Origin of the sequence: Streptomyces zingiberis, assembly GCF_012034935.1 — a bacterium.
Lineage (GTDB): Bacteria > Actinomycetota > Actinomycetes > Streptomycetales > Streptomycetaceae > Streptomyces > Streptomyces zingiberis.
In genome coordinates, this window is sequence record NZ_JAATEN010000012.1 from 57,848 (window position 1) to 84,091 (window position 26,244).

The following is a 26,244-nucleotide window of genomic DNA, read 5'->3' on the forward strand; positions in this document are numbered from 1 at the left end:
GCACGGGAGCCGCACCGGGACACCCGGGAGTACCGGGACGGACCGGGCGTCCGGAACGGCTCCGGCCGCCGCGCGGGCGGTACCGCGGCTGGTGATCGCGGCGCCCGCCTCGGGCAGCGGCAAGACGACCGTGGCCACCGGCCTGATGGCCGCCTTCGCCGCCCGGGGCCTGGCCGTCTCCCCGCACAAGGTCGGCCCCGACTACATCGACCCGGGCTACCACGCGCTCGCCACCGGCCGCCCGGGCCGCAATCTCGACGCCTGGCTCTGCGGGCCGGAGCGGCTGCTGCCGCTGTTCCTGCACGGCGCCGCCGGCGCGGACCTGGCGGTCGTCGAGGGGGTGATGGGCCTGTACGACGGGGCCGTGGGCCGGGGCGAGCTGGCCTCGACCGCGCAGGTGGCGAAGGTGCTGCGGGCCCCGGTGGTGCTCGTGGTGGACGCGTCCGCGCAGGCCCGTTCGGTGGCGGCGCTGGTGCACGGTTTCGCCTCCTGGGACCCGGAGGTGCGGCTGGCCGGCGTCGTCCTCAACAAGCTGGGCTCCGATCGCCACGAGGAACTGCTCCGCGAGGCGCTGGACGGGTCCGGGGTACCGGTCCTCGGCGCGCTGCGCCGGACGCCGGACGCGGGCACGCCCTCCCGCCACCTGGGCCTGGTGCCGGCCGCCGAGCGGCGGGCCGAGGCGGTCGCGTCCGTGGCCGCCCTGGCCGAACGGGTCCGCGCGGGGTGCGATCTGGCGGCCCTGCACGCCCTGGCCCGCTCCGCCCCGCCGCTGCCCGGCCCGGCCTGGGACCCGGCGGCGGAGGCGCCGGGGCCGGCCGGGGAAGACGGGCCGGTGCCGGGGCCCGGCCGGCCCGTGGTGGCCGTGGCCGGCGGGCCCGCCTTCACCTTCGGCTACGCCGAGCACACCGAACTCCTCACGGCGGCCGGCGCCGAGGTGGTCCCCTTCGACCCGCTGCGCGACGAGGGACTGCCGCCGGACACCGCCGGGCTGGTCCTCGGCGGCGGCTTCCCCGAGGTGTACGCGCCCGAACTCGCCGCCAACGCACCGCTGCGCGAGGCGGTCGCCGCGCTCGCCGCGCGGGGCGCGCCGGTGGCCGCGGAGTGCGCCGGGCTGCTGTATCTGGCCCGCTCGCTGGACGGCCGGCCGATGTGCGGGGTGCTGGACGCGGAGGCGCGGATGACGGAGCGGCTGACCCTCGGCTACCGCGAGGCCGTGGCGCCCGCCGGGAGCCTGCTCGCCCCGGCGGGCACACGGCTGCGCGGCCACGAGTTCCACCGGACCGTGGTCGAACCGGGGGCCGGGCCCACCCCCGCCTGGCGGGTGGAGCATCCCGCGCGGCGCCCCGAGGGGTTCTCCCGCGGCGGCGTGCACGCCTCCTACCTCCATCTGCACTGGGCGGGCGCCCCGGGTCTGGCCCGCCGCCTCGTCCGGCGGTGCGCCCGGTGACCGGCTCCGGGGAGCGGCCCGCGGCACTGGTGGCCGGGGTGGGGGCGCGGGCCGGGGTGAGCGCCGCGGAGGTGCTGGCGCTGCTCCGGGAGACGCTGGCGGAGGCCGGTCTCCGCCCGGACGCGGTGACGCTGCTGGCCACGGCCGAGGCGAAGGCGGACGAGGCCGGGCTCGGGGCGGCGGCGGCCCGGCTCGGCGTGCCGCTGGTGGCGTACCCGGCGCGGGAGCTGGCCGCGGTGGACGTCGAGCACCCCTCCGGCGCCGCGCTCGCCACCGTGGGAGCGGCGGGGGTCGCCGAGGCGGCGGCCCTCCTCGCCGCGGGCCCCGGCGCCACGCTGCTGGTCCCCAAGCGGCGCGCCCCGCGGGTGACGGTGGCCCTGGCCGGGGAGCCCGACCTCCGGCACCACGGCGACGCCGAGATCCGGGGCTCGGACCTGACCGACCTCGCCGTCAACGTCCGGGCGGGAACGCCGCCGGGCTGGCTGCGGGAGCGTCTCGCGGCGTCGCTCACCACCCTCGCCGCCTACCCGGACGGCGGCCCGGCGCGGGAGGCCGTCGCCCGGCGGCACGGGCTGCCCACGGCGCGGGTGCTGCTGACGGCCGGGGCCGCGGAGGCGTTCACACTGATCGCACGGGCGTTCGCGCCGCGCCGGCCGGTGGTGGTGCATCCGCAGTTCACGGAGGTGGAGGCCGCCTTGCGGGACGCGGGGCACCGGGTGGACCGGGTGCTGCTGCGCGCCGCGGAGGGCTTCCGGCTCCGCCCCGGCGCCGTACCGGAGGACGCGGACCTCGTCGTGGTCGGCAACCCCACCAACCCCACCTCGGTGCTCCATCCGGCGGACGGCCCCGCGGGGCTGGCGGCGCTGGCCCGGCCGGGGCGGCTGCTCGTGGTCGACGAGGCGTTCATCGACGCCGTGCCGGGCGAGCGGCACTCGCTGGCCGGGCGGACGGATCTGCCGGGCTTGGTGGTGGTGCGCAGTCTCACCAAGACCTGGGGGCTGGCCGGCCTCCGCGTGGGCTACGTCCTGGCCGGGCCGGAGCGGATCGCGGAGCTGGCCCGCGCCCAGCCGCCGTGGCCGGTCTCCACGCCCGCGCTGACGGCGGCGGTGGCCTGCTGCGAGCCGCGGGCTCTCGCGGAGGCGGCCCGGGCGGCCGAGCGCGGGGCGGCCGACCGGGAGGTGCTGCTGGAGCGGCTGGCGCGCTTCCCGCAGATCACCGTCACCACCCCCGCGGCAGGACCCTTCCTGCTGGTCCGGCTGGCGGGGGCGGCGGCGATCCGGGAACGGCTGCGCGGCCGGGGCTTCGCCCTGCGGCGCGGGGACACGTTCCCGGGCCTGGGCGCGGACTGGCTCCGGATCACCGTCCGGGACCCGGAGACCACGGACCGCTTCGCGGCGGCCCTGGCCCACGCACTCACCGGCCGCTGACCGGAGCGCCCGGCCCGGGCCCCGCGCCGTCACCCGCACCGGGCGGGTCCGAGCGGGTCCGGACCGGCATCCGCGCGGTCCGGGCCGTTCTCCGCACCGTCCGGGCCCGCCCGGGTCCCGGCGCTCCCCGGGAGAGGCGACCGGGCCCGGAGCGGAAGGCCCCGGGCCCGGGATGGTTCAGCCGCGCCGGGCCGCGGCCCGCTTGCGGGCCAGGAACACCGCGCCGCCACCGGCCGCCAGCAGCGCCACGGCACCGCCCGCCAGATACGGCGTCCGGGAGTCACCGCCGGTCGCGGCGAGGTGGTCACCGCCGCCCGAGGCCGCGCCCGTCGCTCCGGAGGCCTCGGTGGCCTCGCCGCCGGTCTGCGGGGCCTTGCCGCCGCTCCCGGAGCCGCCGGAGCCGCCACTGTCACCACCGGCGCTGTCCCCACCACCGGTGCCGCCACCGCCGCCCGGGGTCTCGCAGCCGGCCGCGGCCAGGGTGACGGTGCCCTCGACGGAGGCGACGTTCAGCTTCTCCGGTGTGACGGACACCTGGAGCTTCAGCGCCGTGGCCGCGGCGGTCCGCGCGGTGGTCGCGGTCTCGGCCAGGTCGAGGCGGACCGTGCCGAGCCCGGGCACCTCGGCGGTGGTGGTGCCCTCGGAACGGAGGGTGATGCGCTGCCCGAGGACCGTCACCCGGCCCGGCACGTCCGCCTGGGCGGTGGGCCGCTCACCCGCCGCGCACACCGCGGTGGCCGTGACCTTCTCGACCTCGATCAGCGCCCGCGCCGGGAGACCCGGGACGTGCACCCGCGCGTTCACCAGGTGGGCGCGCCCCTGTGCCGTCCGCCCCTCCGTCCGGGCGTCGGCGGTGGCCACATCGGCCTCGAAGACCCGCAGCGGCGCGCCGCCGTGGGCGCCGTCCACCCGGGCGTTCAGCAGGGTCTCCCGGGCGGAGGCGGGCGCCACGACCTCGTTGAGCGTGGCGTTCAGCGGGACCCGGACGCTGTCGAGCAGGGAGACGCCCAGCTCGGTGCGGAGCACGGTGGCCCGGGCCGTCCCCTCGCCCGCGGCCGCGTCCCCGGAGGCGTACGCGGGCGCGGCGCCGGCCAGGAACACCGGGCCGGCGGTCAGGGCGGCGACCGCCAGCGCGGCGGCCGTACGGCGGGCGGGCGGGACGAAGGCAGTGCTGTTCACGGTGTGGAACCCCCACAGGAGAAATGGCGGTCACCGGCGCACCCCGGGAGGGCTCGGCGCGGCGACCTCGACGCCACGCATACTTACGTACTGTCGGCGAACTTAGGGCCCGTTAGGGGGAGTTCACCCGTTCGGGAGGTTTCTGTCCGTGTGTTCGACACATGCCACGGGCACGGCCCGCCAGGTCCGCCGGTGTCCCCGGCGGCGGTACGGCCCCGGCGCTCCCCGGATCCGCCGCCTCCACGCCCTCCGGACGCACCGCCGGCCGGGCCACCGGTGGTCCGTGCGCGAAAGACCACGGAGAACCGCAGAAGGCGCAGAGCGTGCGGCGCGCCCGGAGGGCGGCCGGGCCCGGAGGGCGGCCGGGCCCGGCGATCGCCGCTTCCCGGACGCCGGGCACGGGGGCGGGCGCGGCACCGCCCGGTCCCGCGCGTCCGCTGCCGCGCGGGCCGAGCCGCCGGGCATGCCCGGCTCCGCGCACCGCGCCGCGCCTCCGGCCGGCCGCACCGTCCACGTTCGCGCCCCCGTGGCCCCCGTGGCCCCCCACCGCTCCGCGAGCGCTCCCGCGCACGCCCGCCCGGGAGCCGCCACCCCCGGCCGGGAACCGGGGTGGCACCGGCCCGCGGCGCGCGTTCAGCGCAGGACACGCCCCCGCAGCACCACGTACCGGGGCGAGCCCAGGACGCGGATGTCCGCCCGGGGGTCCTCCTCGTAGATCACGAGGTCGGCCGGCGCGCCCTCGGTGAGCCCGGGGCGCCCGAGCCACTCCCGCGCGCCCCAGGTCGCGGCGGAGAGCGCGGCCCGCGCGGGGAGGCCCGCCGTGACCAGTTCGGCGACCTCGGACGCGATCAGCCCGTGCGGCAGGGAACCGCCCGCGTCGGTGCCGGTGAAGACCGGGATGCCCGCGTCGTACGCGGCGCGCACGGTGTCGTGGCGGCGGGCGTGCAGCCGCCGCATGTGCGCCGCCCAGCGGGGGAACTTCCCCTGCCCGGCCTCGGCGAGCCGCGGGAAGGTGGCGATGTTGACGAGGGTGGGCACGATGGCGACCCCGCGCTCGGCGAAGAGAGGGATCGTCTCCTCGGTCAGCCCGGTGGCGTGTTCGACGCAGTCGATGCCCGCCTCCACCAGGTCCCGCAGGGAGTCCTCGGCGAAGCAGTGGGCGGTGACCCGGGCGCCGAGCCGGTGCGCCTCGGCGATGGCGGCCTCGGCCTCGCCCCGGGGCCAGCAGGGGGCCAGGTCACCGGCGTCGCGGTCGATCCAGTCGCCGACCAGCTTGACCCAGCCGTCACCGCGGCGCGCCTCCCGGGCGACATAGGCCGTCAGATCGCCGGGCTCGATCTCGTGGGCGAAGTTGCGGATGTAGCGGCGGGTGCGGGCGATGTGGCGGCCGGCGCGGATGATCCGCGGCAGGTCCTCGCGGTCGTCGATCCAGCGGGTGTCGGCGGGCGAGCCCGCGTCGCGGATCAGCAGCGTCCCGGCGTCCCGGTCGGCCAGGGCCTGCTTCTCACTCGTGGGGTGGTCGACCGCGCCGTGGGCGTCGAGGCCGACATGGCAGTGGGCGTCGACGAGGCCCGGGAGGACCCAGCCGGGGAGGGTGGTGACGTCCCGGGCGCCGGCCGGGCGTTCGTAGGTGATCCACCCCCCGATCACCCAGAGACCGTCCCGCACGTCGTCCGGGCCGGGCCCGGTGAGCACCCGGCCCGGGAGGCGCAGCACCTCGCCGCCGCTCACGCCGGTCTCCCCGTCCACCGTCCGGGGCGGCGGGCGCCGGGGACTGCACGGGGTGCCGCGCCTCGGGGGCGCCCGGAGCCGGCGGGGAGCCGGGGCGCGGGGCGGACGGCGGGTGAGGGGAACGGCACCGCCGCCGGAAAAGAGAGCCGCGGCGAGCGCTCCGGAGAGAACCCGGCGCCGCTGCGCCGGATGAGGCTGATGACACATTCGTGCATTGGCGCTATGTTCTCCGTAACAGCATTCTCTGTTCTTCGAACCGCATAGGTTCCCGCAATCTTCTTCCCGCTTTTCCGTACCTCAAACACACGGATTCCTCACAGTCCTCGCGGGCCACGACCGCACCCCCCACCTGGGTCGTTATAGACATGTGACCCGATCAACAGGGCGCCCGTTTCCTCCGGGAAAGAGTGGACAAAAGCGGGCAATTTTCAGGGGTTCCGTGCCCGCGCGCGGTCGCGCCCGAATAACACAGGACCCCCCTTCCGGGTAACCCCCCACCTCGATGCATTTTTGTTTTTTGCTCGGTAAATTGAATACGCATGACCGCCGCGCAAGCAGACCACGCAGGCCCTCGGACCCCATTCCTGGAAATGCCGGAAGGACTGAAGCTCGACACGCCTCGCGTCGAGGACGGAGCCGCGATCTGGCGCATCGCCCGCGACTCCCGTGTGCTCGACCTCAACTCCTCGTACAGCTACCTCCTGTGGTGCCGCGACTTCGCCGCCACCTCCGTGGTGGCACGGGGTGACACCGGTGAGCCGGTCGGCTTCGTCACCGGGTACCTCCGCCCCGAGGCCCCCGAGACCCTCGTCGTCTGGCAGGTGGCCGTCGACGGGAGCATGCGTGGGCGCGGCCTGGCCGGCGCCCTCCTCGACGGGCTGACCGAACGGGTCGCCCGGGAGAAGGGCATCCGCCGCGTGGAGACCACGATCACCCCCGACAACACGGCCTCGAACCGCCTCTTCACCTCGTTCGCCGAGCGGCACGGCGCCGCCGTGGACCAGGAGGTGCTGTTCGATCCCGGCCTCTTCCCCGAGGAGGGGCACCTGCCGGAGGTGCTGTACCGGATCGGCCCGCTGCCGTGGGCGGCGGCCCCGCACTGACCGCGGCCGGGTGGCACACCCGCCCCCGGCGCCTGCCCGAGCCCTGTCGTCCCCAGCCCCAGCTTTCCTCACGCCGTCTCACACTCCCAGGAGCCCGTTGTGACCATCACCCCGCCCGCCCTGAGCGTCTTCGAAAGCCTCGAGTCCGAGGTCCGCAGCTACTGCCGCGGCTGGCCCGCCGTCTTCGACCGGGCCAAGGGCAGCCACATGTACGACGAGGACGGCCACACCTACCTCGACTTCTTCTCCGGGGCCGGGGCCCTGAACTACGGCCACAACAACCCCGTGCTCAAACGGGCCCTGCTGGACTACCTGGAGCGGGACGGGGTCACCCACGGCCTCGACATGGGCACCACGGCCAAGCGGGCCTTCCTGGAGTCCTTCCAGAACGCGATCCTGCGCCCGCGTGACCTGCCGTACAAGGTCATGTTCCCGGGCCCGACGGGCACCAACGCGGTCGAGGCCGCCCTCAAGCTGGCCCGCAAGGTCAAGGGCCGGGAGGCGATCGTCTCCTTCACCAACGCCTTCCACGGCATGTCGCTGGGCGCGCTCGCCGTCACCGGCAACTCCATGAAGCGGGCCGGCGCCGGCATCCCGCTGGTGCACGGCACCCCGATGCCCTTCGACAACTACTTCGACGGCCAGATCCCGGACTTCCTGTGGTTCGAGCGGCTCCTGGAGGACCAGGGCTCCGGGCTCAACCAGCCGGCCGCGGTGATCGTCGAGACCATCCAGGGCGAGGGCGGCATCAACGTCGCCCGCCCGGAGTGGCTGCGCGCCCTGGCCGACCTGTGCCACCGCCGCGACATGCTGCTGATCGTCGACGACATCCAGATGGGCTGCGGCCGCACCGGCGCCTTCTTCTCCTTCGAGGAAGCCGGCATCACCCCGGACATCGTCACCCTGTCGAAGTCCATCAGCGGCTACGGCCTCCCGATGTCGCTGGCGCTGTTCAAGCCCGAGCTGGACGTCTGGGAGCCCGGCGAGCACAACGGCACCTTCCGCGGCAACAACCCCGCGTTCGTCACCGCCACCGCCGCCCTCGACACCTACTGGGCCGACGGCCAGATGGAGAAGCAGACCATCGCCCGCGGCGAGCAGGTCGAGCAGGCCCTGCGGGCGATCGTCGAGGAGCACCCCGGGGCCGGCGTCTCCCACCGCGGCCGCGGCCTGGTCTGGGGCCTGGAGTTCACCGAGGCGGCCCAGGCCGGGGAGATCTGCAAGCGCGCCTTCGACCTCGGTCTGCTGCTGGAGACCTCCGGCCCGCAGAGCGAGGTGGTCAAGCTGCTCCCCGCCCTGACCACCACCCCCGAGGAGCTGGACGAGGGCCTGCGGATCCTCGCCCGCGCGGTGCGCGAGACCGTCTGAGCACCGGCATCCGGCGGGGCGGCCCGGCGCGGGCCGCCCCGCCGGATGCGGCACCGCACCGCACCCCGCGGGACCACCGGCGGCACACCGCCGCGCCCCCGCGTCCTGAGCGCGTGACGCCGCGTGACAGCGCGTCGCGCCGAGAAGAGCACAGAAAGGCAGCACATCGTGATCGTCCGATCGCTCAAGGAGATCGAGGGCACCGACCGGCACATCAAGGCGAAGTCGGGCACCTGGGAGAGCAAGCGCATCCTCCTCGCCAAGGAGCGGGTGGGTTTCTCCCTCCACGAGACCACGCTCTACGCGGGCACCGAGACCAGGATGTGGTACGCCAACCACGTCGAGGCCGTCCTCTGCGTGGAGGGCGAGGCGGAGCTCACCAACGAGGAGACGGGCGAGAAGCACTGGATCGAGCCCGGCACCATGTACCTGCTGGACGGGCACGAGCGCCACACCATGCGGCCCAAGACGGACTTCCGCTGCGTCTGCGTCTTCAACCCGCCGGTCACCGGCCGTGAGGACCACGACGAGAACGGCGTCTACCCCCTGTTGACGGAGGACGACGAGGGCTGAACCGCGCCCCACGGGGAAGCGGACAAGGAGCAAGGACATCACGAGAGGAGAAGGTGCTCCACCATGACCACCGCACCCGAGCGGACGACGGATCTCTATCCGACCCGCGGCGCCACCGAGGTCGCCACGCCGCGCGTGGACCCGGTCGTCTGGTCGGCGCCCGGCACCCCGGGGCCGATCTCCGAGACCGAGCTCACCGGCTTCGACCGTGACGGCTTCCTGACCGTCGACCAGCTGATCACCCCCGAGGAGGTGGACCGGTACCGCGCCGAACTGGACCGGCTGGTCACCGACGCGGGGGTGAAGGCGGACGAGCGCTCCATCGTGGAACCGAAGTCCCAGAAGGTCCGCTCGGTCTTCGAAGTGCACAAGATCAGCGAAGTCTTCGCCGAACTGGTGCGCGATCCGCGCGTGGTCGGCCGCGCCCGGCAGATCCTCGGCTCGGACGTCTACGTCCACCAGAGCCGGATCAACGTCAAGCCCGGCTTCGGCGCCAGCGGCTTCTACTGGCACTCGGACTTCGAGACCTGGCACGCCGAGGACGGCCTGCCGAACATGCGCACGGTGTCCATCTCGATCGCGCTGACCGAGAACTACGACACCAACGGCGGCCTCATGATCATGCCGGGGTCGCACAAGACCTTCCTCGGCTGCTCCGGCGAGACCCCGAAGGACAACTACAAGCGCTCGCTCCAGATGCAGGACGCGGGCACCCCCTCGGACGAGGCGCTCTCCGGCTTCGCCGAGAAACACGGCATCAAGCTGTTCACCGGCAAGGCCGGTTCGGCGACGCTGTTCGACTGCAACTGCATGCACGGCTCGGGTGACAACATCACCCCGTTCCCGCGCAGCAACGTCTTCATCGTCTTCAACAGCGTGGAGAACACCGCGGTGGAGCCGTTCGCGGCGCCCGTCCCCCGGCCGGACTTCCTCGGCGCGCGGGACTTCACCCCGGTGCACTGATCACCGCACGACCCGGAGCTCGCAGGGTGTGACCTGGGTCCGGGCCCCGGCCTCCCCCACCGGGGGCGGCACGGCTCACCGTCCGGACCGGGCTCCCACCGGGTGAGAGACGTCAGCGGCCCCGCCGGGCCTCATATCCCGGCGGGGCCGTCGGCGGGCCCGGGCTCGCGGCGGGCGGCGCGTCCGGCCGCCCCGCCCGCCGTCCGCCCCGCCCGCCGTCCGTCAGCCGCGGGCCGGCAGGGCGGAGAGCACGTCCAGCAGCCGGTCCACGTCGGCGGCGGTGTTGTAGAGGTGGAAGGCCGCCCGCAGGTTGCCGGCCCGGACGGAGACCAGGATCTCCGCCGCGGCCAGCGTCTCCTCGGCGTGGCCCAGCCCGGGCACCGCCACGATCGCGGAGCCCGGCGCGTCCACCGGTTCGTGGCCCAGCTCCGCCAGCCCGGCCCGGAAGCGGGCGGCGAGCGCCAGGTTGTGCGCGCGTATCACCTCCGGCCCGGTCTCCTCGATGACGGCGAGGCAGTGCGGGGCGGCGAGATACGACAGCAGCGCGTGGCTCTCGTCGAACCGGCGTGCGGTCCGGGCGAGTTCCCCGACCGGGCCGTAGGTACTCGCCCAGGGGTCCTCCCCCGCCGTCCAGCCGGCGAAGACCGGCCGCAGCCCGCCGAAGTCCTCGGGCACGGTGAGGAAGGAGACCCCGCGGGGCGCGAGCAGCCACTTGAAGCCGCCGGTGACGGTGAAGTCGAACGCGCCCGCGTCCAGCGGCAGCCAGCCGGCGGACTGGGTGGTGTCGATCAGCGTGCGGGCCCCGTGGGCACGGGCCGCCTCCCGGATCGCGGCGAGATCGGCGATCCGGCCGTCGGCGGACTGGACGGCGCTGACGGCGACCAGCGCGGTGCCGGGGCGGACCGCGCCGGCCAGGTCCCCCAGTTCCACACTGCGCAGCTTGAGGCCGGGGCGCAGGGCGAAGGGGTTGATCAGGGAGCTGAAGTCGCCGTCGGCGACGAGGACTTCGGCGCCCTCGGGCAGCGAGGAGGCGATCAGCCCGGTGTGGACCGCGACCGCGCCGGAGGTGGCCACCCGCTCGGGCGCGACCCCGGCCAGCCGCGCGAAGCTCTCCCGGGTGGCGTTCACCGAGGGGAACCCCAGCTCCGGCGAGGGCCGGCCGGCCGCGAGGCCGTCGGCGGCGTCCCGCAGGACGGCCACCGCCGCGCGCGGCAGCAGCCCCATCGAGGCGGTGTTGAGATACGTCGTACTCGGGGCGAAGTGGGCGCCACCCGGACCGGTTTCCATGCCCCTACTCTGCGGGGCGGATCCCCTCCCGTCCACGGGCCGCCGGGTCACCGGGCCGTCAGATCACCGGGGTACCGGGCGCCCGGTGCCCACCGCCGGGACGGTGCCCCGCCCCGGGACCGCGCAGCCTCAGGTGTCGGCGGGCCGGGGCAGTGCCAGGTCCTCGCCGACCCCGACCCGGCGCAGGATGGCGGAGACGTGCTCGTGGACCAGGCGCCTCGCCCGCGCCCCCTCGCCGCGGGCGAGGGCCTCGGCGATGGCCCGGTGCTCCGCCACGTTCTGCTCGCGCACCCCCGGGCCGGTGGTGGAGGCGGCGGCCACGTACAGGCCGCGCTCCCAGAGGACCTCTTGCATGCGCATGACCACCGAGTTCCCGGCCGCCTCGACCAGCCGCAGGTGGAACCGCCGCCCCTGGTCCAGCACCTCCTGCGCGTTCTCCACATCACTGACGATGCCGGCCAGTTCCCGGCCCAGCCGGCGCGCCTCCTCCCGGCCGCGGGCGACCACGGAGTCGATCGCGAAGATCTCCAGCAGGAGCCTGGCCTCCATGACGGCACGGGCGTACGGCAGGTCGAGCGAGAGCACGAGCGCTCCCTGGCCGGGGTAGAGCTGGAGGGCCTTCTCCTCGGACAGCCGTTCGAAGGCGGTCCGGACGGCGGAGACGGGCAGCCCGCTCTCCGCGGCGACGGCCTCCGTGGAGAGCATCTGGCCCTCGGTGTAGCGGCGCTCCGCCAGCCCGGTCCGGACCGCGTCGTACGCCCGGTGCTCGACGGAGGCGCCTTCGCTCATGCCCCCCATTGTCCGGACGCGCCGCCGGGCGGCATCCCCGGCGCCCGGCCCGGGGCCGGCCCGGGCGGCGGGATGCCGCCGGGCTCCTGACGGCACCCCCGGCGCCCGGCAGGCCCGTGCGCCCTGTCGCGGCGCTTACGCCGAACCGGTGAGCGGGCCCCGGCTCCGCCCGCCGGGGCGGGTGGCGCCGGGGCGTCACGCGGGGTCCGGGCGCCCCCTCGGGGCCGCTGTCCGTCAGCGCTCGGGAGCGCCGTCCACCAGGCGCGGGAGGCCCAGCGGGTTGTCGTCCCGCAGCTCCGGCGGGAGCAGGGCGGGCGGCGTGTTCTGGTAGGCCACGGGGCGCAGCCACCGCTCGACGGCGGTGGCGCCGACCGAGGTGGACGTGGAGGTGGTGGCCGGGTACGGACCGCCGTGGTGCTGCGCGGGGGCCACGGCGACGCCGGTGGGCCAGCCGTTGACCAGCAGCCGGCCGGCCAGCGGGGTGAGCCCGGCGAGCAGCCGCGCCCCGGTGCCGTCCTCCTCCGCCGCCTCCCGCTCGCCGACATGGACGGTGGCGGTGAGGTTGCCCGGCAGCCGGTCCAGCACGGCGAGCACCTCGTCCTCGCCGGTGTAGCGGGCGACGACGGTGACCGGGCCGAAGCACTCCTCCAGCAGCAGTTCGTGGCCCTCCCCGCCATCCCCGCCGTTCCCGCCGTCCCCGCCCGTCCCGCCGTCGCCGGCCTTGCCGCCCTCTTCGGCGAGACGGGCCGCGGGCACGGTGAGGAATCCGGCGCTCACGGCCAGCTCACCGCTGCCGCCGGGGGTCACCGGGCTCTCCACCTCGGGCAGTCCGAGCCGTTCGCGGACCCCGGCGACGAAGTTGTCCCGCATCCGGGAGTCCAGCAGCACCCCGGGGTCGGTGGCGCTGACGGCGTCGGTGAGCGCGTCCAGCAGCCGGTCGCCGGCCTCGCCGGCGGGGGCGAGCACCAGGCCGGGCTTGACGCAGAACTGCCCGGTGCCGAGCGTCATGGAACCGGCGAGTCCGGAGCCGATCTCGGCGGCGCGTTCCTCGGCCGCGGCCTCGGTGACCACCACCGGGTTGAGGCTGCCCAGCTCACCGTGGAACGGGATCGGCACCGGGCGGGCCGCGGCGGCGTCGAACAGCGCCCGTCCGCCGCGCACCGAGCCGGTGAACCCGGCCGCGGCGACCAGCGGGTGCCGCACCAGTTCGACCCCGGCGTCGAACCCGTGCACCAGCCCGACGACACCGGGCGGCAGCCCGTGGCGCTCGGCGGCCCGGCGCAGCACGGAGGCGCAGAGCTCCGAGGTCGCCGGGTGGTCCGGGTGGGCCTTGACGACGACGGGGCAGCCGGCGGCGAGGGCGCTGGCGGTGTCACCGCCGGGCACCGAGAAGGCGAGCGGGAAGTTGCTGGCCGCGTAGACGGCGACGACGCCGATCGGCACCTTGTAGCGGCGCAGGTCGGGTCGGGGTATGGGCTTCAGGTCCGGGTCCGGGCGGTCGATCATGACCCCGAGGAAGGCGCCCTCGTCGACCAGGTCCGCGAACGCCCGGAGCTGGTAGGTCGTCCGGGCCAGCTCACCGGTGAGCCGGCCGGGGCCGAGCGCGGTCTCCGCGTCGGATGCCTCGACGACCCGCTCCCCCGCCTCGTCCAGCAGGTCCGCGGCGGTGCGCAGGAAGGCGGCGCGCACGGCGCGGTCGGCGAGGGCGGGGCGCGCCGCGTGCGCCGCGCGGACGGCCTGGTCCACCTCCGCGGGCGTGGCCTCGGTGGCCACCTCCTCCCGGCGCTTCCCGGTCCGGGGATCGACGCTCCACACTGCTGTTGCCACCGCGGTCCCTCCGGTTCGTCCCGCCCGGTACCGTCCCCCGCCGCACCCCGTGCGCTCCGGGGAAGAGGCCAGTCTCGTTCGGGATGCTGAACACTGTCCTGGATACTGAATGCCGATCTGGGTTACGGACCCTATTTCCGGCGCCGGGAAGGGGTCAAGGCCGGCCGGTGCCCGTGGCGCCGCGCCGCCACCACGCCCCGCTCCCGGCCGCCCGGCCACCGCCCCGCCCGGGCCGGCCCCCCCGGGGGGCCGCCGCACGGCCCGGAACAGGCCGCGCGGCGGTACCGCTCCCCGGGGCTCAGCGCAGCCGGTGCGCCCCGGCCCCGCGCTCCACCAGCGCCGGGACCGCCGCCGGGTGATCCACGCGCGGTCGCAGGACGGGCGTCCAGCCGGCGTCGTCGCCGAGGTGCTCCTCGGGCACCCCGGCGTTGTGGACGGCGAGCAGGTCCAGGGGACGGCCGCCCACGTAGTTGTTCCGCTCGGTCAGCGCCGTGCCCTTCCAGCTCTTGATCACCTTCGCCCGGTCCACGGAGGCGGGCAGGGTGAAGGCGTTGTGCTCGGCGACGAGCCGGGATTCGAAGCCGACGCCCCAGGCGTAGCCGTACTTCCCGGCGGATTCCCGCGTGGTGAGGTAGTGGTTGTTGTAGACGTCGACCTGGCCGAAGCGGACCCGGGGCGCCCGCTCCAGCACATCGCGGAAGAGGTTGTGGTGGAAGGTCACCCGCAGCCGGCCCCGGTCGGTGCCGCCCGCGCTGTCGCTGTTGCCGATCAGCAGGGTCTTGTCGTGGTCGGCGAAGACGTTCCAGGAGACGGTGACCAGGTCGGCGCCGCGCACGATGTCCAGCTCGCCGTCGTGCTGCTGGAAGATCCGGCCGAAGTAGTGGGGCTGTTCGGCGTCCGGGCGGCGGCCGTCGGTGAAGGTGTTGTGGTCCACCCAGACGTGGCGCGATCCGTGGACGACGAGGTTGTCGTACTCGGAGTTCCAGTTGCCCGTGTCGCCGTCGGTGGGGTCCCACTGCGGGAAGCAGTCGTAGGCGTCCTCGAAGGTGACGCCCCGGACGACGACGTTCTCCGCGCCCGTGACCTGGAGGCTGGCGCCGAGCAGCCGCGCGTCCTTCCCGGTCCCGAGGATGGTGGTGTTGGAGCCCACCGTGAGTTTGACGCGCTCGGCCTGGCGGGCGGCGGAGGCGGCGCGCGCCTCCTCCAGCGGGCCGGAGGGGTCCGCGTCGCCCCAGGTCTCCGGGTCGTAGGCGGCGAGGTAGCCGTCCAGGGTGTAGCCGTCGGTCGCGTAGTCCTCGCAGGTCAGGGGGTTCCCCGCGGGGTCGGTGTTGGCGTCGATCGGGCCGGCCACGCGGATGATCTTGGGGGTGGGGTCGCCGTCGCCGAGGGCGGCGGCGAGCTCGGCCCGGGTGCGGACGGTGAAGACGTGGTCCGCGTCGGCCGCCGCGCCGCCGGTCGTACCGCCCTCGGCCGATCCCCAGCCGTCACCGGCGGGCAGGACCGGACGGTCGCCGCGGCCGGCCGGCGGCCCCGCGGCCGAGGCGGGCAGGGCGGCGAGGCCGAGCAGGACGCCGCAGAGCGCCGCGGCGCCGGCCACTCGGGCGGGACGTGATCTCACGGGCATGGGAACTCCTCAACGGGGGTGCGGGATCGTTCGGTTCGTGGCCGGGCCGGACGCGCGCGCGGCCCCGCCCGCCGCCGGCCCACCGCCGGGTCCCGGGCGCGGAGCCCGGCGGCGGTGCGGGTGGCAGCGGGGCCGCGGCGGCGGTTCCGCCGTCACGGGCTCACTCCTTCCGCTGCTCCTTCCACTCCGCCTGGGCCTCGTTGAGGTCCTTCGCGAGCCGGTCCGCGAACTCCTGGGCCGTCATCTCGCCGAGCAGCAGCTTCTGGAAGGCCGGCTCGTTGTCGGCCTTGCTGACGGAGTTCCAGTCGGGGAGGTAGTAGGGCAGCTGGACGGTCTTCGCCCGGGGGTCGTTGACGGCCTCCACGGCCGCCTTCACGGGGGCCGCCTCCTCGATCCACGCGTCGCCGGCGGCGTCGGTGTTGGACGGGATGGAGCCGGCCTCCTCGTTCCAGAGGCTGTTCATCTCGTGGGAGGCGGCGAACTCGATGAACTTCCAGGCCGCCGCCTTGTTGTCGCTGTCACGGAACAGGCCGAGCCCGTCGACCGGCTGAGAGGGGACGGTGCGCGGCGCGCCCTTCCGGGAGGGCGGCAGCGGAATGCCGGCGATCTTCTCCTCGCCGAACGCCTTCACATGGTCGGTGTAGGAGCCGAGGTTGTGCAGCAGCATCCCGATGTCGCCGCTGTCGAACTGGGCGACCATCTTGGTGAAGTCGTTGTTGAGGTCGGCGGCGGGGGTGGCCTTCTTGTACAGCCCGGCGTACCGCTCCAGCGCCTCGACGTTCTCCGGGGCGTTGACGGTGGTCTTGTCGCCCTTCCAGAAGGTGTCGACCCCCGACTGGGCGTACATCATGTCGAGGGCCTGGGCGATGGAGCCGGCGCCGCCGCGGATGGTGAAGCCGAACCGGTTCCTCCCCTGGTCGCTGAGTTCCTCCGCCGCCTCGTAGAAGGCGTCCCAGTCCTCGGGGGCGTCGAGGCCGGCCTGGTCGAAGAGGTCCTCGCGGTACCACAGGACGCTCTGGTTGGCGGAGGTCGGCACGGAGAACATCTCCTCGCCCTCGCCGCCCGCCGCCCGGACGCTCTCCACCATGCCCGGGGAGAGCTTGCCCTTCAGGGCGCCGGACTCGATCCGGTCGCCGACCGGCTCCAGCGCGTTCTGCGCCACCATGTTGGCCAGGTACGCGGTGCCGACGCCGCCGACGTCCGGCAGCCCCCCGCCGGCGATCGCCGTGTCGTACTTCGACTGCACGTCGGTGATGGGCACCGGCACGTACTTCACCGTGATGTCCGGGTACTTCTTCTCGAACGCCGCGATGATCTTCTTCCAGACCGGGGTGCGGACGCCGCCGTTGTTGTCCCAGAACTCGATGGTGCCCTTGCCGTCCCCCTCTCCCCCGGCCGCCTCGCCGGAATCGCCCCCGCAGGCGCCGGCGGTGAGGGCGAGGGCGGTGACGAGGGCGACGGCCGCGGCCGGCCGGCGTATCGCTCGTCTTCCCGCGGTCCGTGTGCGGGGTGTGCGTGTCGTCATGGTGTCGGCTCCTTGATCGGGACGTTCCCATCGGCGTTCACGGATGGTGAGGAAGGGGGTGCGCCGTCGCGGGTGCCGCCCGGAACGGCGCGGTGTCCCGCGGCGCGGGTGGCGCGGCGGGGGCGGCGCGGCGGGGGTGGCGCGGGCGGCACGGCGCGGTGGGGTTCCCGCTGCCCGCCGGGGGCCGGGGGCGTCACGGCGTTCCCGGTCCTGCCTCGTCGCCCGCCGCCCGCGCCGGGGTGGGCGGCGCGGAGGGGGGTGAGGCCGGGGCCGGGGCGGCGGTGGCGGACACCGGCCCGGCCCAGGCGGCGCCGAGTTCGGAGAAGAGGGCGAGCCTCTCGGCACTCGCGGTGATCAGGCCGTCCACCCCCGGGATCACCCGGCGCCGGGCCGTGCCGCCGCTGCGCCAGGCCGGCCCCTCGGCGTGGTGCCAGGCGGTGTCCGGCAGCCGCAGCGGCGGCGGCGCGGTGCGGACCGCCTCCACCACGCGGGTGAACGCGCCGGTGCGCGCCACGGGGACGAGCAGCGGGGCGCCCGTGCGCACATGCGCGAGCAGGTTCTCCAGCAGATCGGTGCGTCCGTGGAGGGTCTCCTCCGGGGCCTGCCCGGCGCGCTGTACGAGCACCCGGTCGCGGGTGTACCAGAAGACGATCCGGCCGCGGTCGCCGTGGACGACCAGATAGGGGTCGGTGTTCCGTTCGGCGCAGAGGGTGACGGCCACGGTGACGGGGGTGGAGCGGGCGGTGGTGAGCCGCAGGCAGGTGGTGTCGTCGGCCTCGATGTCGTGGGCGCGGAACTGTTCCAGCTCGATCGCGGTGACGTCCCCGGCCCGGTCGCTGCCGTCGATACGCAGCGCGGTGGCGACGGCGTGTGCGAGGGGGTTGGTGAGCACGCCGTCGACGACGTCCCGGCCGTCCAGGGTGCGCCGCCCCGCCCAGGGGGCGCGGCGGTAGTAGTCCTCGCCCCGCACCCAGGCCCCGGCGCCCCCGATGCCGCGCACCCGCCCGACGGCGCCGTCGGCGATCAGCTCCACGATGGCGTCCAGGGCGTGCGAGCCGAGCGACTGGAAACCGATCTGGCAGGCGGTGCCGGCCGCCTCGACCCCCTCGGCCAGCAGCCGGAACTCCTCGGCGGAGGGGGCGGGCGGCTTCTCCAGCAGCACGTGGGATCCGGCCCGGGCGGCGGCCAGCGCCAGGCCGGTGTGGGTGTGGATGGGGGTGCAGATGACGGTGACCGGGGCGCCGGTGCGGTCCAGCAGCCCGGTGAGGTCCGGGGACTGCACCACGTCCTCGAAGCCGTCGAGTTCCCGCGGCGAGAGCGGTTCCAGCTCGCAGACCCCGGCGAGCCGTAGCTGCCCGGCCCCGGCGAGCCGCCGCAGGTTGGCCAGGTGCCAGGCGCCGTGCCCGCGCGCGCCGGCCAGCACCACCGGTACCGGCCCGGCCGGCTGCCGTGCTCCGTCAACTGCCGTCATGTCTCTCCCGATTCCGTTCCCGGGCGGTGGGACGGCGGGCGTCCCGGCCCCCGTGTCAGCCCTTGACAGCCCCGGCGCTGAACCCCGCGACGAGCCACTTCTGGATGAAGGCGAAGACGATCACCACCGGCACCGCCGCGACGACGCCGCCCGCGGCCAGCGCGCCCAGATCGACGCTCTCCGCTCCGATGGTGTAGTTGAGGCCGACGGGGATCGTGTATTTCTCCTGCGAGCTGAGGAACATCAGCGCGAAGAGGAAGTGGTTCCAGCTGTGCACGAAGGCGAAGGAGCCCACCGCGATCAGTCCCGGCCGCAGCAGGGGCAGCACCACGGCACAGAAGGCCCGGAAGCGCCCGCAGCCGTCCACCCAGGCGGCCTCCTCCAGTTCGGGGGGCACGTTGCGGATGAAGCCGCTGATGAGGATGAGCGAGAGCGGCAGCTGGAAGACGGTCTCGGCGATCACCACGCTCCACAGCGAGTTGACCAGCCCCAGCTCCCGGAAGATCTCGAAGAGCGGCACCAGCATCAGCGCCCCGGGGATGAACTGCGAGCAGAGCAGCGCCAGCAGGAAGCCGCCGCGGCCGCGGAACCGGAAGCGGGCCAGGGCGTAGCCGCCGGCCAGCGCCACGACCGTGGTCATCAGCAGGGAGGCGATACCGACCAGCAGGCTGTTGCGGAAGAAGACCGCGAAGCCCAGTTCGTTCCAGACCTTGTCGAAGTGCACGGTGGTGGCGGGCCAGGGCACCAGGGAGGTCGACCCGGCCGGGCGCAGCGCGAACAGCAGCATCCAGTAGAACGGGATCAGGGTGAAGAGCAGGTAGAGCCCGAGAGGCAGATAGATCTGCCAGCGCGGCGCCCGGTCCGCCACGCCGGGGCCACGGGCGGAGCCGCGGCGGCCACGGCCCGCGGGGGGCGCTCCCGCGGCGGCTGCGGAGGGGAGCTCGCCGGTGGCCGCGGAGGGGTCGGTGATGGCGGTGGTCATGATCGTTCGCCCCCGAACTTGCTGAGCCGGAGATAGAGGATCGAGCAGAAGAGAAGGATCACGAAGGCCACGGTGGTCAGCGCCGACGCGTAGCCGAAGTCGTGGCCTTCGATCCCGGTGTTGGCGACGTACAGCGGCAGGGTGGTGGTCGCCCCCGCGGGTCCGCCGCCGGTCAGGGTGTAGAGCAGATCGACGTTGTTGAACTCCCACACCGCGCGGAGCAGGGTGGAGAGGATGATCGCGTCCTTGAGGTGCGGCAGCGTGATGTGGAGGAACTGCCGCACCCGCCCGGCGCCGTCCACGGAGGCCGCCTCGTAGAGGTCCCGGGGGATGGATTGCAGGTCGGCGAGGATGAGGATGGCGAAGAACGGCACCCCGCGCCAGAGTTCGGCGAGCACGGCGGCCCAGAAGACGGTGTCCGGGTCGGACAGCACGGAGGTGCCGTAGGAGCCGATGCCGGCGTCGGCGAGATAGCGGCTCACCCCGGTGGACGGGTTGTAGAGCAGGATCCAGATGGTGGTGGTCAGCACACCGGAGACGGCCCAGGGCGAGAAGACCATCGCCCGGGAGAGGCCACGGCCGATGAAGCTCTGGTTGACGATCAGGGCCAGGGCGAGGCCGAAGACGAGCTGGAGGGAGACCTCCACACCGACCCACCGGGCGCTGAAGACCAGGCTCTGCCAGAAGAGGTCGTCGGCGAGGAGCGCGGAGAAGTTGTCCAGCCCGGCGAAGCCGTTCCGCCAGGGCTTGGTGACGTTGTAGTGCTGCAGGCTGTAGTAGAGGACGCTGAGCATGGGGTAGGCGAGGAAGCCCGCCATGAGCAGCACGGCCGGTGAGATCAGCAGATACGGCAGCCGGGCCGGGCCGCCCGCCCGGCGGCCGGGCCTCCGGGGTTTCTTCGCCACGGCGAGGGCCATGACTGCTCCTTCTCCTTGAGCGGGGCGGACGGGTGAGCGGTGGCCGCCGGTCGGGCGGCGGACCGTCACCGGGCGTGCCCGCCGCGGGTGTCGTCCGCCCGGGGTCGGTGCCGCGGGCGGTGCGGATGGTGCCGGTGGTTCGGATGGCGCGTGGTGCGGTTCGTTCGGGGTCCTGCCGGGGCCCGCGGGAGCCGGGGTATCCGGTCCCGCCGGCTCACCGGAGCCTCACTGCAAGCGCTTACCAAGCGGCGAGCGAGCTGCCGTGCCGGACCGGGAGGACCCGGGGGGTGGTGCGGCAGCCCGGAGGTCCGGGGTGGTGCGGTGTCCCGCGTCCGCCGGAGCGCGGGCGCGGTGTGCGTGACCGCCGGCCGGGCCCCGGCCGGCCGCCCCGGCCAGGCGGCCGGAGCCGGGAGAGCCGGTGCCGTCCGTCGGATCGGTCCGGTCGGTCAGGTCAGGTCAGGCCAGGTCGGTGCGGTCGGTCGTCAGCGGCCGGAGGCGCGGGGTTCAGCCCGCGCAGGGATCGGGGACCTGCCCGGGGCGGGCCAGGAAGTCGAAGTCGCAGCCGGTGTCGGCCTGGGTGATGTGCTCCTGGTAGAGCGACCCGTAGCCCCGCCCGTACCGCGCGGGCGGCAGCCGCAGGGCGGCGCGGCGCCGGCCGAGTTCGGCGTCGTCCACCTCCAGCCGCAGCAGCCGCGCCGGCACGTCGAGGGTGATGAGGTCGCCGGTGCGGACCAGCGCGAGCGGCCCGCCGACGTGCGACTCCGGGGCGATGTGGAGCACGCAGGCGCCGTAACTCGTGCCGCTCATCCGGGCGTCGGAGAGGCGCACCATGTCCTGGACGCCCTCCTTGAGCAGGGCGGCGGGGATCGGCAGCATCCCGTACTCGGGCATGCCGGGGCCGCCGAGCGGTCCGGAGCCGCGGAGCACCAGCACGCTGTCGGGGGTGATCCCCAGAGCGGGGTCGTCGATCCGGGCCTGGAGCTCCTGGTAGTCGTCGAAGACCACGGCGGGGCCGGTGTGCGTCAGCAGCCGCGGGTCGGCCGCGATGTGCTTGATCACCGCGCCGTCGGGGGCGAGGTTGCCGCGGAGCACCGCGATCCCGCCCTCCTCGGCGAGCGGGTCACCGGTCGTGCGGATGACGTCGTCGTCGTGGACGAGCGCCCCGGCGAGCTGTTCCCGCAGGCTGGTGTGGGCGGCGGTGGGGCGGTCGAGGTGGAGCAGCCCGGCCTCGCCGAGCCGCGCCAGCAGGCCCGGCAGCCCGCCCGCGTAGTGGAAGTCCTCCATCAGATACGCGCCGCCGGGGCGGATGTTGGCCAGCACGGGCACCCGGCGGGCGAGGGCGTCGAAGTCGTCCAGGCCGAGCTTCACCCCGACCCGGCCGGCCATGGCCACCAGGTGGATGACGGCGTTGGTGGAGCCGCCGAGCGCGAGGGCGGTGGTGACGGCGTCCTCGAACGCCTCCCGGGTCAGCAGCTGCGGCAGCCGCAGGTCACGCCATACGAGGTCCACGGCGAGCAGTCCGGCCGCGGCGGCCATCCGGTCGTGGCCGGAGTCGACGGCGGGGATCGAGGACGCGCCGGGCACCGTCACGCCCAGCGCCTCCGCGCAGGCCGTCATGGTGGAGGCGGTGCCCATCGTCATGCACTGCCCCGGGGAGCGGGCCAGGCCGCCCTCCAGTTCGTCCAGTTCACGGTCGCCGAGCCGCCCCGCGCGCCGCTCGTCCCAGTACTTCCACATGTCGGTGCCGGAGCCCAGGGTCTCCCCGCGCCAGTGGCCGCGGAGCATCGGCCCGGCCGGGACGAACACGGCCGGCAGCCCCGCCGAGGCCGCTCCCATGAGCAGCGCGGGCGTGGTCTTGTCGCAGCCGCCCATCAGCACGGCGCCGTCCACCGGGTAGGAGCGCAGCAGCTCCTCGGTCTCCATGGCCAGCAGATTGCGGTAGAGCATGGGCGTCGGCTTCTGGAACGTCTCCGAGAGCGTCGCCACGGGGAACTCCAGCGGGAAGCCGCCCGCCTGCCAGACGCCCCGCTTGACGGCCTCCGCCCGCTCCCGCAGGTGGCGGTGGCAGGGGTTGATGTCGCTCCAGGTGTTGAGGACCGCCACCACGGGCTTGCCGAGGTGCTCCTCGGGGAGGTAGCCGAGCTGCCGGGTGCGGGCGCGGTGGCTGAAGGCGCGCAGGCCGTCGGTGCCGTACCAGGCGTGGCTGCGCAGCTCCTCGGGGCGGACCCGGCGTCCTTCCGCGGCGGCGCCGGCGGCCGGCCCGGCCGGAGCCGCCGTCCCGCCGTACTCCCCGGGGGTTTCCCCGGGGGTCTTCCCCGGCCCGCCCGTCACAGCTCCCACCCCTTCACCAGCGAGGCGACCCGGCCGCGTTCCGGCTCGGGCAGTGTCCGGCTGGGCGGGCGCACCTCCCGCCGGCAGAGGCCGAGGACGGCCATCGCCTCCTTGACGACGCTGACGTTGTTCGCGGACTGCCGGTCCGCGCGCAGGTCCTCGAACTCCCGGATCCGTTCCCAGACCGCCATGGCGGCGGGGTAGTCCCCGGCGCGCAGCGCGTCCAGCATGTCCAGCGAGAGCCGCGGGGCGACGTTGACCAGGCCGGAGGTGAACCCCGTGGCCCCCGCGGAGAAGTAGGCGGGCGCGTACAGCTCGGCCAGTCCGGCCACCCAGACGAACCGGGAGAGCCCCGCGTCCCGCGCCACCGCCGCGAACCGCGCCACGTCCGGCACCGCGTACTTCACCCCCACCACGTTGGGGCACAGTTCGCCGAGGCGGGCGATCCGCGCCCCGTCCAGCCGCTCGTTGCGGATGTAGGGGACGACGCCGAGCTCGGGTACGGCCTCGGCGATCGCGCGGTGGTAGTCCACCCAGCCGTCCTCCGAGACGTACGGGTGGACGGGCTGGTGGACCATCACCAGGCCGGCACCCGCGTCCCGGGCGTGGCGGGCGGCGCCGATCGCGGTGGGGATGTCGTGGCCGACGCCGGCGACCACGGCGGCCCGGCCGGTCGCCTCCTGAACGGTCGCCTCGGTGAGGGCCCGGCGCTCCTGCGGGGTCAGGGCGTAGAACTCGCCGGTGTTGCCGTTCGGGGTGACGGTGGTGACGCCGCCGTCGAGCATCCGGCGCAGCAGCGCGCGGTAGCCGGCGAGATCGACCCGGCCGTCCTCGCCGTACGGCGTCACCGGGATCGCCACGACCTGGGCGAGTGCCGCGGTCAGCCGTGCCTGGTCCATTCCTGTCCGCCCTTCCGTGCGCGGCGCCTGCCGCGGGCTGTGCTCGGGTCCGCTCCCCGCAGGGTGCGGGCCCTCGCCTTCGGTGGCGTTCCGCCGGGTGCGGCGGACGCCGGTGCGGTGCTGTGTCGTGCCGGACTGCGCTGTGTGGTGCCGTGTCGTGCTGTGCCGTGCTGTGTCGTGCTGTGTCGTGCCGAGTGGTGCCGCGCCGCGCCGGGCGCCGCGCGAGACGGTGCGCGCGCCGCGTTCCCGCCGCCGGGGCGGAGGGGGGCCGGTCGTGCGGGTCGTGCGGGAGCCGGGTACGGGCCGCCCGGGTCGTTCGCGTGGTGCGGGCCGTGCCGGTGGTGCGGTTGGGACGCGGGCCGGGGCGGAGCCGTCGCAGGGCGGCCGCCCCGGCCCGCGGTCTAGGGGGCGGGGGATCCGGTGGTCCCGGCGTGCTCCGGGAACGCCCGCCGCACGAAGGAGCCGATGTGGTCGTGGAGCAGCCGGGCCGCTCCGTCGCCGTCCCCCGCCAGCGCGGTCCGCAGGATCTCCCGGTGCTCGCGGGCCTCGCGCTCCCAGGAGGGGTCAGCGGCCCAGGCGACGGTGGAGACCAGGGCGGCCTGGTCCCGCAGGTCGTCCAGCATCCGGGCGAGCAGGGGGTTGCCGCAGGGCAGATAGAGCGCCCGGTGGAACGCGCGGTTGGCCAGGCTCCGTTCGGCCGGCCCACCGGCGTGGTCCGCCTGCTCCAGCGCCTTGCGGGCCTCCTCCAGCGAGGCGCCCTGGGTGACGGAGCGGCGCAGCGCCTCCGGTTCCAGCAGCAGCCGCACGTCGCAGACCTCGCGGGCCATGGCGGCGTCCACCATCCGGACCGTCACCCCCTTGTACTGGCTGATGACGACCAGCCCGGAGCCGGCGAGCGTCTTCAGCGCCTCCCGGACCGGGGTCTTGGAGACCCCGAACCGCTGGGCCAGCTCCGTCTCCACCAGCGCCTGCCCGGGGCGGAGCGCGCCGGTGAGGATGGAGTGCTTGACCGCCTCCAGCACCACCTGGGTGCGGGAGGGGATCGGCACCGGAGGAGGACCGGGCACCGTCACCATGAAGGCTCCGCATCTCGCGCACGGCATACGGGATCCCGCGCACGGCTCATGAGTCGGCCGCCGGCCGTGAACGGCCGCCGGACAGCGTCGTGTTCCGCGTATATCGCGTCTCATATATGACGTACGAGGAACAACGCGATGAACGTAGGCCCGCCCCGGGAGCGCGTCAATGGGTCGCGCGAGAAGTTTTCCTGCCGGCCCCCGCCCGCCCCCACCGGCGGCCCCGCATCCGTCACCTGCCACCGCCGCTGAACGCCGGGGCGCCGGCCCGCCGGAGGCCCGCCGGGACCGGGCCGGGCGGCGGCCCCGGGCCCCGGCGGGCGCCGTGCCGTCAGCGGACCGCCGCCGCCAGCTCCCGCAGCGCCGCCCGGGCCGTCTCCAGGTCGGCGTCGGAGGCCAGCCCCGCGTGGTAGAGCCGGAGTTCGTCCGCGCCCAGCTCCGCGGCGTGGCGGGCGTCGGCCGCGAGGGTGGCCGGGGAGCCGCCCACGCCGGAGACCACGGTGAAGTTGGCCGCCAGCACCGCGCCGTCCGGGCGTTCCCGGGCGAAGGGCTCCAGCACCGCGGCCCGCCCGGGGACGCCGGACGGGCCGCCCGGGCAGGGCAGCACCACACCGTCGGCGAGGGGCAGCGCCTCCGCCGGGTCCACGCCCGCGTTGGCCCCGCAACGGTGCCAGGCCGGGTCGGCGTGGAGCAGCACCCGGAACCCGGGCCGGGCCACCTCGCGGACGGCGCCCACGGCGGCCAGGCGGAACGCGGCGGCGGCCTCCTCCCGCCAGCGGCGGGTCACGGCGGCCGGTTCCTCCCCGAGCAGGTGCTCCACCGCGGCCCACTCCGCCGCCCGGTCCCCGGCCGCGCCGGGCTCGGGCTCCCCGCGCCACAGCGGCTCCAGCGCGGAGACCACGGCGGCCCGCAGCCGCTCCGGGTCGGCGCCCGCGCCGGCGTACCCCTCCTCGCAGACCGGGCAGAAGCAGAGCGACATCAGGTACTGGCCGGCGCCGCCGAGCGGGACACCGCCCGTCTTGTCGTGGGCGTGCAGATGGGCCAGGCCGTACCAGCCGCAGGACTCCAGTTCGGCCCCGCGCGCCCCGGGCCGTACGGCCGCCTCGGCGGCGAGCGCCGCCGCGTAGGAGCGCACCTCGGGCCGGGCGACGCACGGCGCCCACGGGTAGCGGTCGCCGTAGGCGTTGCGCACGGTGATGTCCGGGTGCTCCTCGCCCAGCCGGGAGTTGTGGGCCAGCACCACCCAGCCGTGCACCTCCAGCCCCGCCCCGGCCAGCGCCTCCGCGGCCTCGCCGAAGGGGTCGTCCCCCGCGGTCCAGCGCTGCTCGTACGGGCGCAGCGGGCGCTCCGCCCAGCGCTCGCGGTCCGGCGGGTAGAGCACCGCGGAGTGGCGGGCCGTGACGACGCGGTGGCGGGGGTGGCGGGGGGTGAGGGCGCGGGTGGAGTGGTAGGCGGAGGCCAGCGTCACCTGCTGGACGCCCAGTGCGGCGACCCGGTCCGCGGCGCGCGGGTCACCCACCACGTCCCAGGGGTACAGAAAGGCCGAGGCTCGCATGTGTGGGTCTCCCTCCCCGGCCCGCCGCCCACCAGGGCGCGGGCCCGTCTGCCGGAGCGGTCACGCTAGGACGGGCCCCTGGGGCGGTCAAGAGAGTGCGGACGCGGGGATGACAGCGCTTACTGCCCGATGGCAGAGTCTTCTCCCGGATCACCGCGCGCCGCCCCGAC

Annotated in this window: 20 protein-coding genes; 6 read left to right on the forward strand and 14 right to left on the reverse strand. The window is 75.3% G+C overall.

Annotated features, from left to right (window positions below):
• The first annotated feature begins 91 nt into the window (after positions 1 to 91).
• Positions 92 to 1,447: a cobyrinic acid a,c-diamide synthase CobB gene (locus HCK00_RS16600; protein ID WP_311765356.1), complete on the forward strand. Its 1,356-nt coding sequence runs from the start codon at positions 92 to 94 to the stop codon at positions 1,445 to 1,447.
• A complete protein-coding gene (gene cobC, locus HCK00_RS16605; RefSeq protein WP_311765357.1) occupies positions 1,444 to 2,874 on the forward strand; it encodes an Rv2231c family histidinol phosphate aminotransferase CobC in 1,431 nt (476 codons plus the stop codon). The genes HCK00_RS16600 and cobC overlap by 4 nt, the downstream gene beginning before the upstream one ends.
• A 177-nt stretch (positions 2,875 to 3,051) precedes the next feature.
• On the opposite strand, the gene HCK00_RS16610 is transcribed toward cobC, so the two are convergent.
• Complete coding sequence (locus HCK00_RS16610; protein WP_168102749.1) at positions 3,052 to 4,053, reverse strand: SCO1860 family LAETG-anchored protein; 1,002 nt, start codon at positions 4,051 to 4,053, stop codon at positions 3,052 to 3,054.
• A 633-nt stretch (positions 4,054 to 4,686) separates the two neighbouring features.
• Positions 4,687 to 5,784 (reverse strand): amidohydrolase family protein, encoded by a 1,098-nt coding sequence (locus tag HCK00_RS16615; RefSeq protein ID WP_311765358.1) that lies wholly within the window; start codon positions 5,782 to 5,784, stop codon positions 4,687 to 4,689.
• 539 nt (positions 5,785 to 6,323) lie between these two features.
• On the opposite strand from HCK00_RS16615, the gene ectA reads away from it, so the two are divergent.
• From ectA to thpD, 4 genes are all read left to right on the forward strand, one after another.
• Positions 6,324 to 6,887 carry a diaminobutyrate acetyltransferase gene (gene ectA, locus HCK00_RS16620; protein ID WP_206320455.1) on the forward strand — a complete coding sequence of 188 codons (564 nt, stop codon included), beginning with the start codon at positions 6,324 to 6,326 and terminating at the stop codon, positions 6,885 to 6,887.
• 99 nt (positions 6,888 to 6,986) lie between these two features.
• The gene (gene ectB, locus HCK00_RS16625) at positions 6,987 to 8,255 is read left to right on the forward strand and encodes a diaminobutyrate--2-oxoglutarate transaminase (RefSeq protein WP_168102751.1); all 1,269 of its coding nucleotides are present in this window, start codon (positions 6,987 to 6,989) and stop codon (positions 8,253 to 8,255) included.
• Positions 8,256 to 8,423: 168 nt separating this feature from the next.
• The gene (locus HCK00_RS16630; RefSeq protein WP_168102752.1) at positions 8,424 to 8,828 is read left to right on the forward strand and encodes an ectoine synthase; all 405 of its coding nucleotides are present in this window, start codon (positions 8,424 to 8,426) and stop codon (positions 8,826 to 8,828) included.
• Between the two features lie 63 nt (positions 8,829 to 8,891).
• Positions 8,892 to 9,791, forward strand: coding sequence for an ectoine hydroxylase (gene thpD, locus HCK00_RS16635; protein WP_168102753.1), 900 nt, complete (start codon positions 8,892 to 8,894; stop codon positions 9,789 to 9,791).
• A 222-nt stretch (positions 9,792 to 10,013) separates the two neighbouring features.
• Here the strand turns inward: thpD and HCK00_RS16640 are convergent, their stop codons facing one another.
• From HCK00_RS16640 to HCK00_RS16695, 12 genes are all read right to left on the reverse strand, one after another.
• Positions 10,014 to 11,078 (reverse strand): aminotransferase class V-fold PLP-dependent enzyme, encoded by a 1,065-nt coding sequence (locus tag HCK00_RS16640; RefSeq protein ID WP_168102754.1) that lies wholly within the window; start codon positions 11,076 to 11,078, stop codon positions 10,014 to 10,016.
• Between the two features lie 129 nt (positions 11,079 to 11,207).
• Positions 11,208 to 11,867 carry a GntR family transcriptional regulator gene (locus HCK00_RS16645; protein WP_168102755.1) on the reverse strand — a complete coding sequence of 220 codons (660 nt, stop codon included), beginning with the start codon at positions 11,865 to 11,867 and terminating at the stop codon, positions 11,208 to 11,210.
• 234 nt (positions 11,868 to 12,101) lie between these two features.
• Complete coding sequence (locus HCK00_RS16650) at positions 12,102 to 13,694, reverse strand: aldehyde dehydrogenase (NADP(+)) (RefSeq protein WP_168102756.1); 1,593 nt, start codon at positions 13,692 to 13,694, stop codon at positions 12,102 to 12,104.
• A gap of 298 nt (positions 13,695 to 13,992) precedes the next feature.
• Positions 13,993 to 15,318, reverse strand: a complete 1,326-nt coding sequence (locus HCK00_RS16655) for a pectate lyase family protein (RefSeq protein ID WP_168102757.1) — start codon at positions 15,316 to 15,318, stop codon at positions 13,993 to 13,995.
• A 160-nt stretch (positions 15,319 to 15,478) separates the two neighbouring features.
• A complete protein-coding gene (locus tag HCK00_RS16660; protein ID WP_168102758.1) occupies positions 15,479 to 16,843 on the reverse strand; it encodes an ABC transporter substrate-binding protein in 1,365 nt (454 codons plus the stop codon).
• A gap of 193 nt (positions 16,844 to 17,036) precedes the next feature.
• On the reverse strand, positions 17,037 to 18,314 hold the full coding sequence (locus HCK00_RS16665) for a Gfo/Idh/MocA family protein (RefSeq protein WP_168102759.1): 1,278 nt from the start codon (positions 18,312 to 18,314) through the stop codon (positions 17,037 to 17,039).
• 55 nt (positions 18,315 to 18,369) lie between these two features.
• Complete coding sequence (locus HCK00_RS16670; protein ID WP_168102760.1) at positions 18,370 to 19,296, reverse strand: carbohydrate ABC transporter permease; 927 nt, start codon at positions 19,294 to 19,296, stop codon at positions 18,370 to 18,372.
• Positions 19,293 to 20,213, reverse strand: coding sequence for a carbohydrate ABC transporter permease (locus HCK00_RS16675; RefSeq protein ID WP_168102761.1), 921 nt, complete (start codon positions 20,211 to 20,213; stop codon positions 19,293 to 19,295). The genes HCK00_RS16670 and HCK00_RS16675 overlap by 4 nt, the downstream gene beginning before the upstream one ends.
• 504 nt (positions 20,214 to 20,717) lie before the next feature.
• Positions 20,718 to 22,544: an L-arabinonate dehydratase gene (araD, locus tag HCK00_RS16680; protein ID WP_168102833.1), complete on the reverse strand. Its 1,827-nt coding sequence runs from the start codon at positions 22,542 to 22,544 to the stop codon at positions 20,718 to 20,720.
• Positions 22,541 to 23,443: a dihydrodipicolinate synthase family protein gene (locus tag HCK00_RS16685; RefSeq protein WP_168102762.1), complete on the reverse strand. Its 903-nt coding sequence runs from the start codon at positions 23,441 to 23,443 to the stop codon at positions 22,541 to 22,543. The genes araD and HCK00_RS16685 overlap by 4 nt, the downstream gene beginning before the upstream one ends.
• A gap of 401 nt (positions 23,444 to 23,844) precedes the next feature.
• Positions 23,845 to 24,519: a GntR family transcriptional regulator gene (locus HCK00_RS16690; protein WP_168102763.1), complete on the reverse strand. Its 675-nt coding sequence runs from the start codon at positions 24,517 to 24,519 to the stop codon at positions 23,845 to 23,847.
• Between the two features lie 331 nt (positions 24,520 to 24,850).
• Entirely contained in the window at positions 24,851 to 26,074 is a 1,224-nt protein-coding gene (locus HCK00_RS16695; protein ID WP_168102764.1) for a hypothetical protein, read from the reverse strand.
• Positions 26,075 to 26,244: the final 170 nt, after the last annotated feature.

Coding starts and splice junctions, on each gene's coding strand:
- ectA (WP_206320455.1), top strand. CDS start 6,324: ATGACCGCCGCGCAAGCAGACCACGCAGGCCCTCGGACCCCATTCCTG.
- thpD (WP_168102753.1), top strand. CDS start 8,892: ATGACCACCGCACCCGAGCGGACGACGGATCTCTATCCGACCCGCGGC.
- HCK00_RS16640 (WP_168102754.1), bottom strand. CDS start 11,078: ATGGAAACCGGTCCGGGTGGCGCCCACTTCGCCCCGAGTACGACGTAT.
- HCK00_RS16645 (WP_168102755.1), bottom strand. CDS start 11,867: ATGAGCGAAGGCGCCTCCGTCGAGCACCGGGCGTACGACGCGGTCCGG.
- HCK00_RS16655 (WP_168102757.1), bottom strand. CDS start 15,318: ATGCCCGTGAGATCACGTCCCGCCCGAGTGGCCGGCGCCGCGGCGCTC.
- HCK00_RS16660 (WP_168102758.1), bottom strand. CDS start 16,843: ATGACGACACGCACACCCCGCACACGGACCGCGGGAAGACGAGCGATA.
- HCK00_RS16665 (WP_168102759.1), bottom strand. CDS start 18,314: ATGACGGCAGTTGACGGAGCACGGCAGCCGGCCGGGCCGGTACCGGTG.
- HCK00_RS16670 (WP_168102760.1), bottom strand. CDS start 19,296: ATGACCACCGCCATCACCGACCCCTCCGCGGCCACCGGCGAGCTCCCC.
- HCK00_RS16675 (WP_168102761.1), bottom strand. CDS start 20,213: ATGGCCCTCGCCGTGGCGAAGAAACCCCGGAGGCCCGGCCGCCGGGCG.
- HCK00_RS16685 (WP_168102762.1), bottom strand. CDS start 23,443: ATGGACCAGGCACGGCTGACCGCGGCACTCGCCCAGGTCGTGGCGATC.
- HCK00_RS16690 (WP_168102763.1), bottom strand. CDS start 24,519: ATGGTGACGGTGCCCGGTCCTCCTCCGGTGCCGATCCCCTCCCGCACC.
- HCK00_RS16695 (WP_168102764.1), bottom strand. CDS start 26,074: ATGCGAGCCTCGGCCTTTCTGTACCCCTGGGACGTGGTGGGTGACCCG.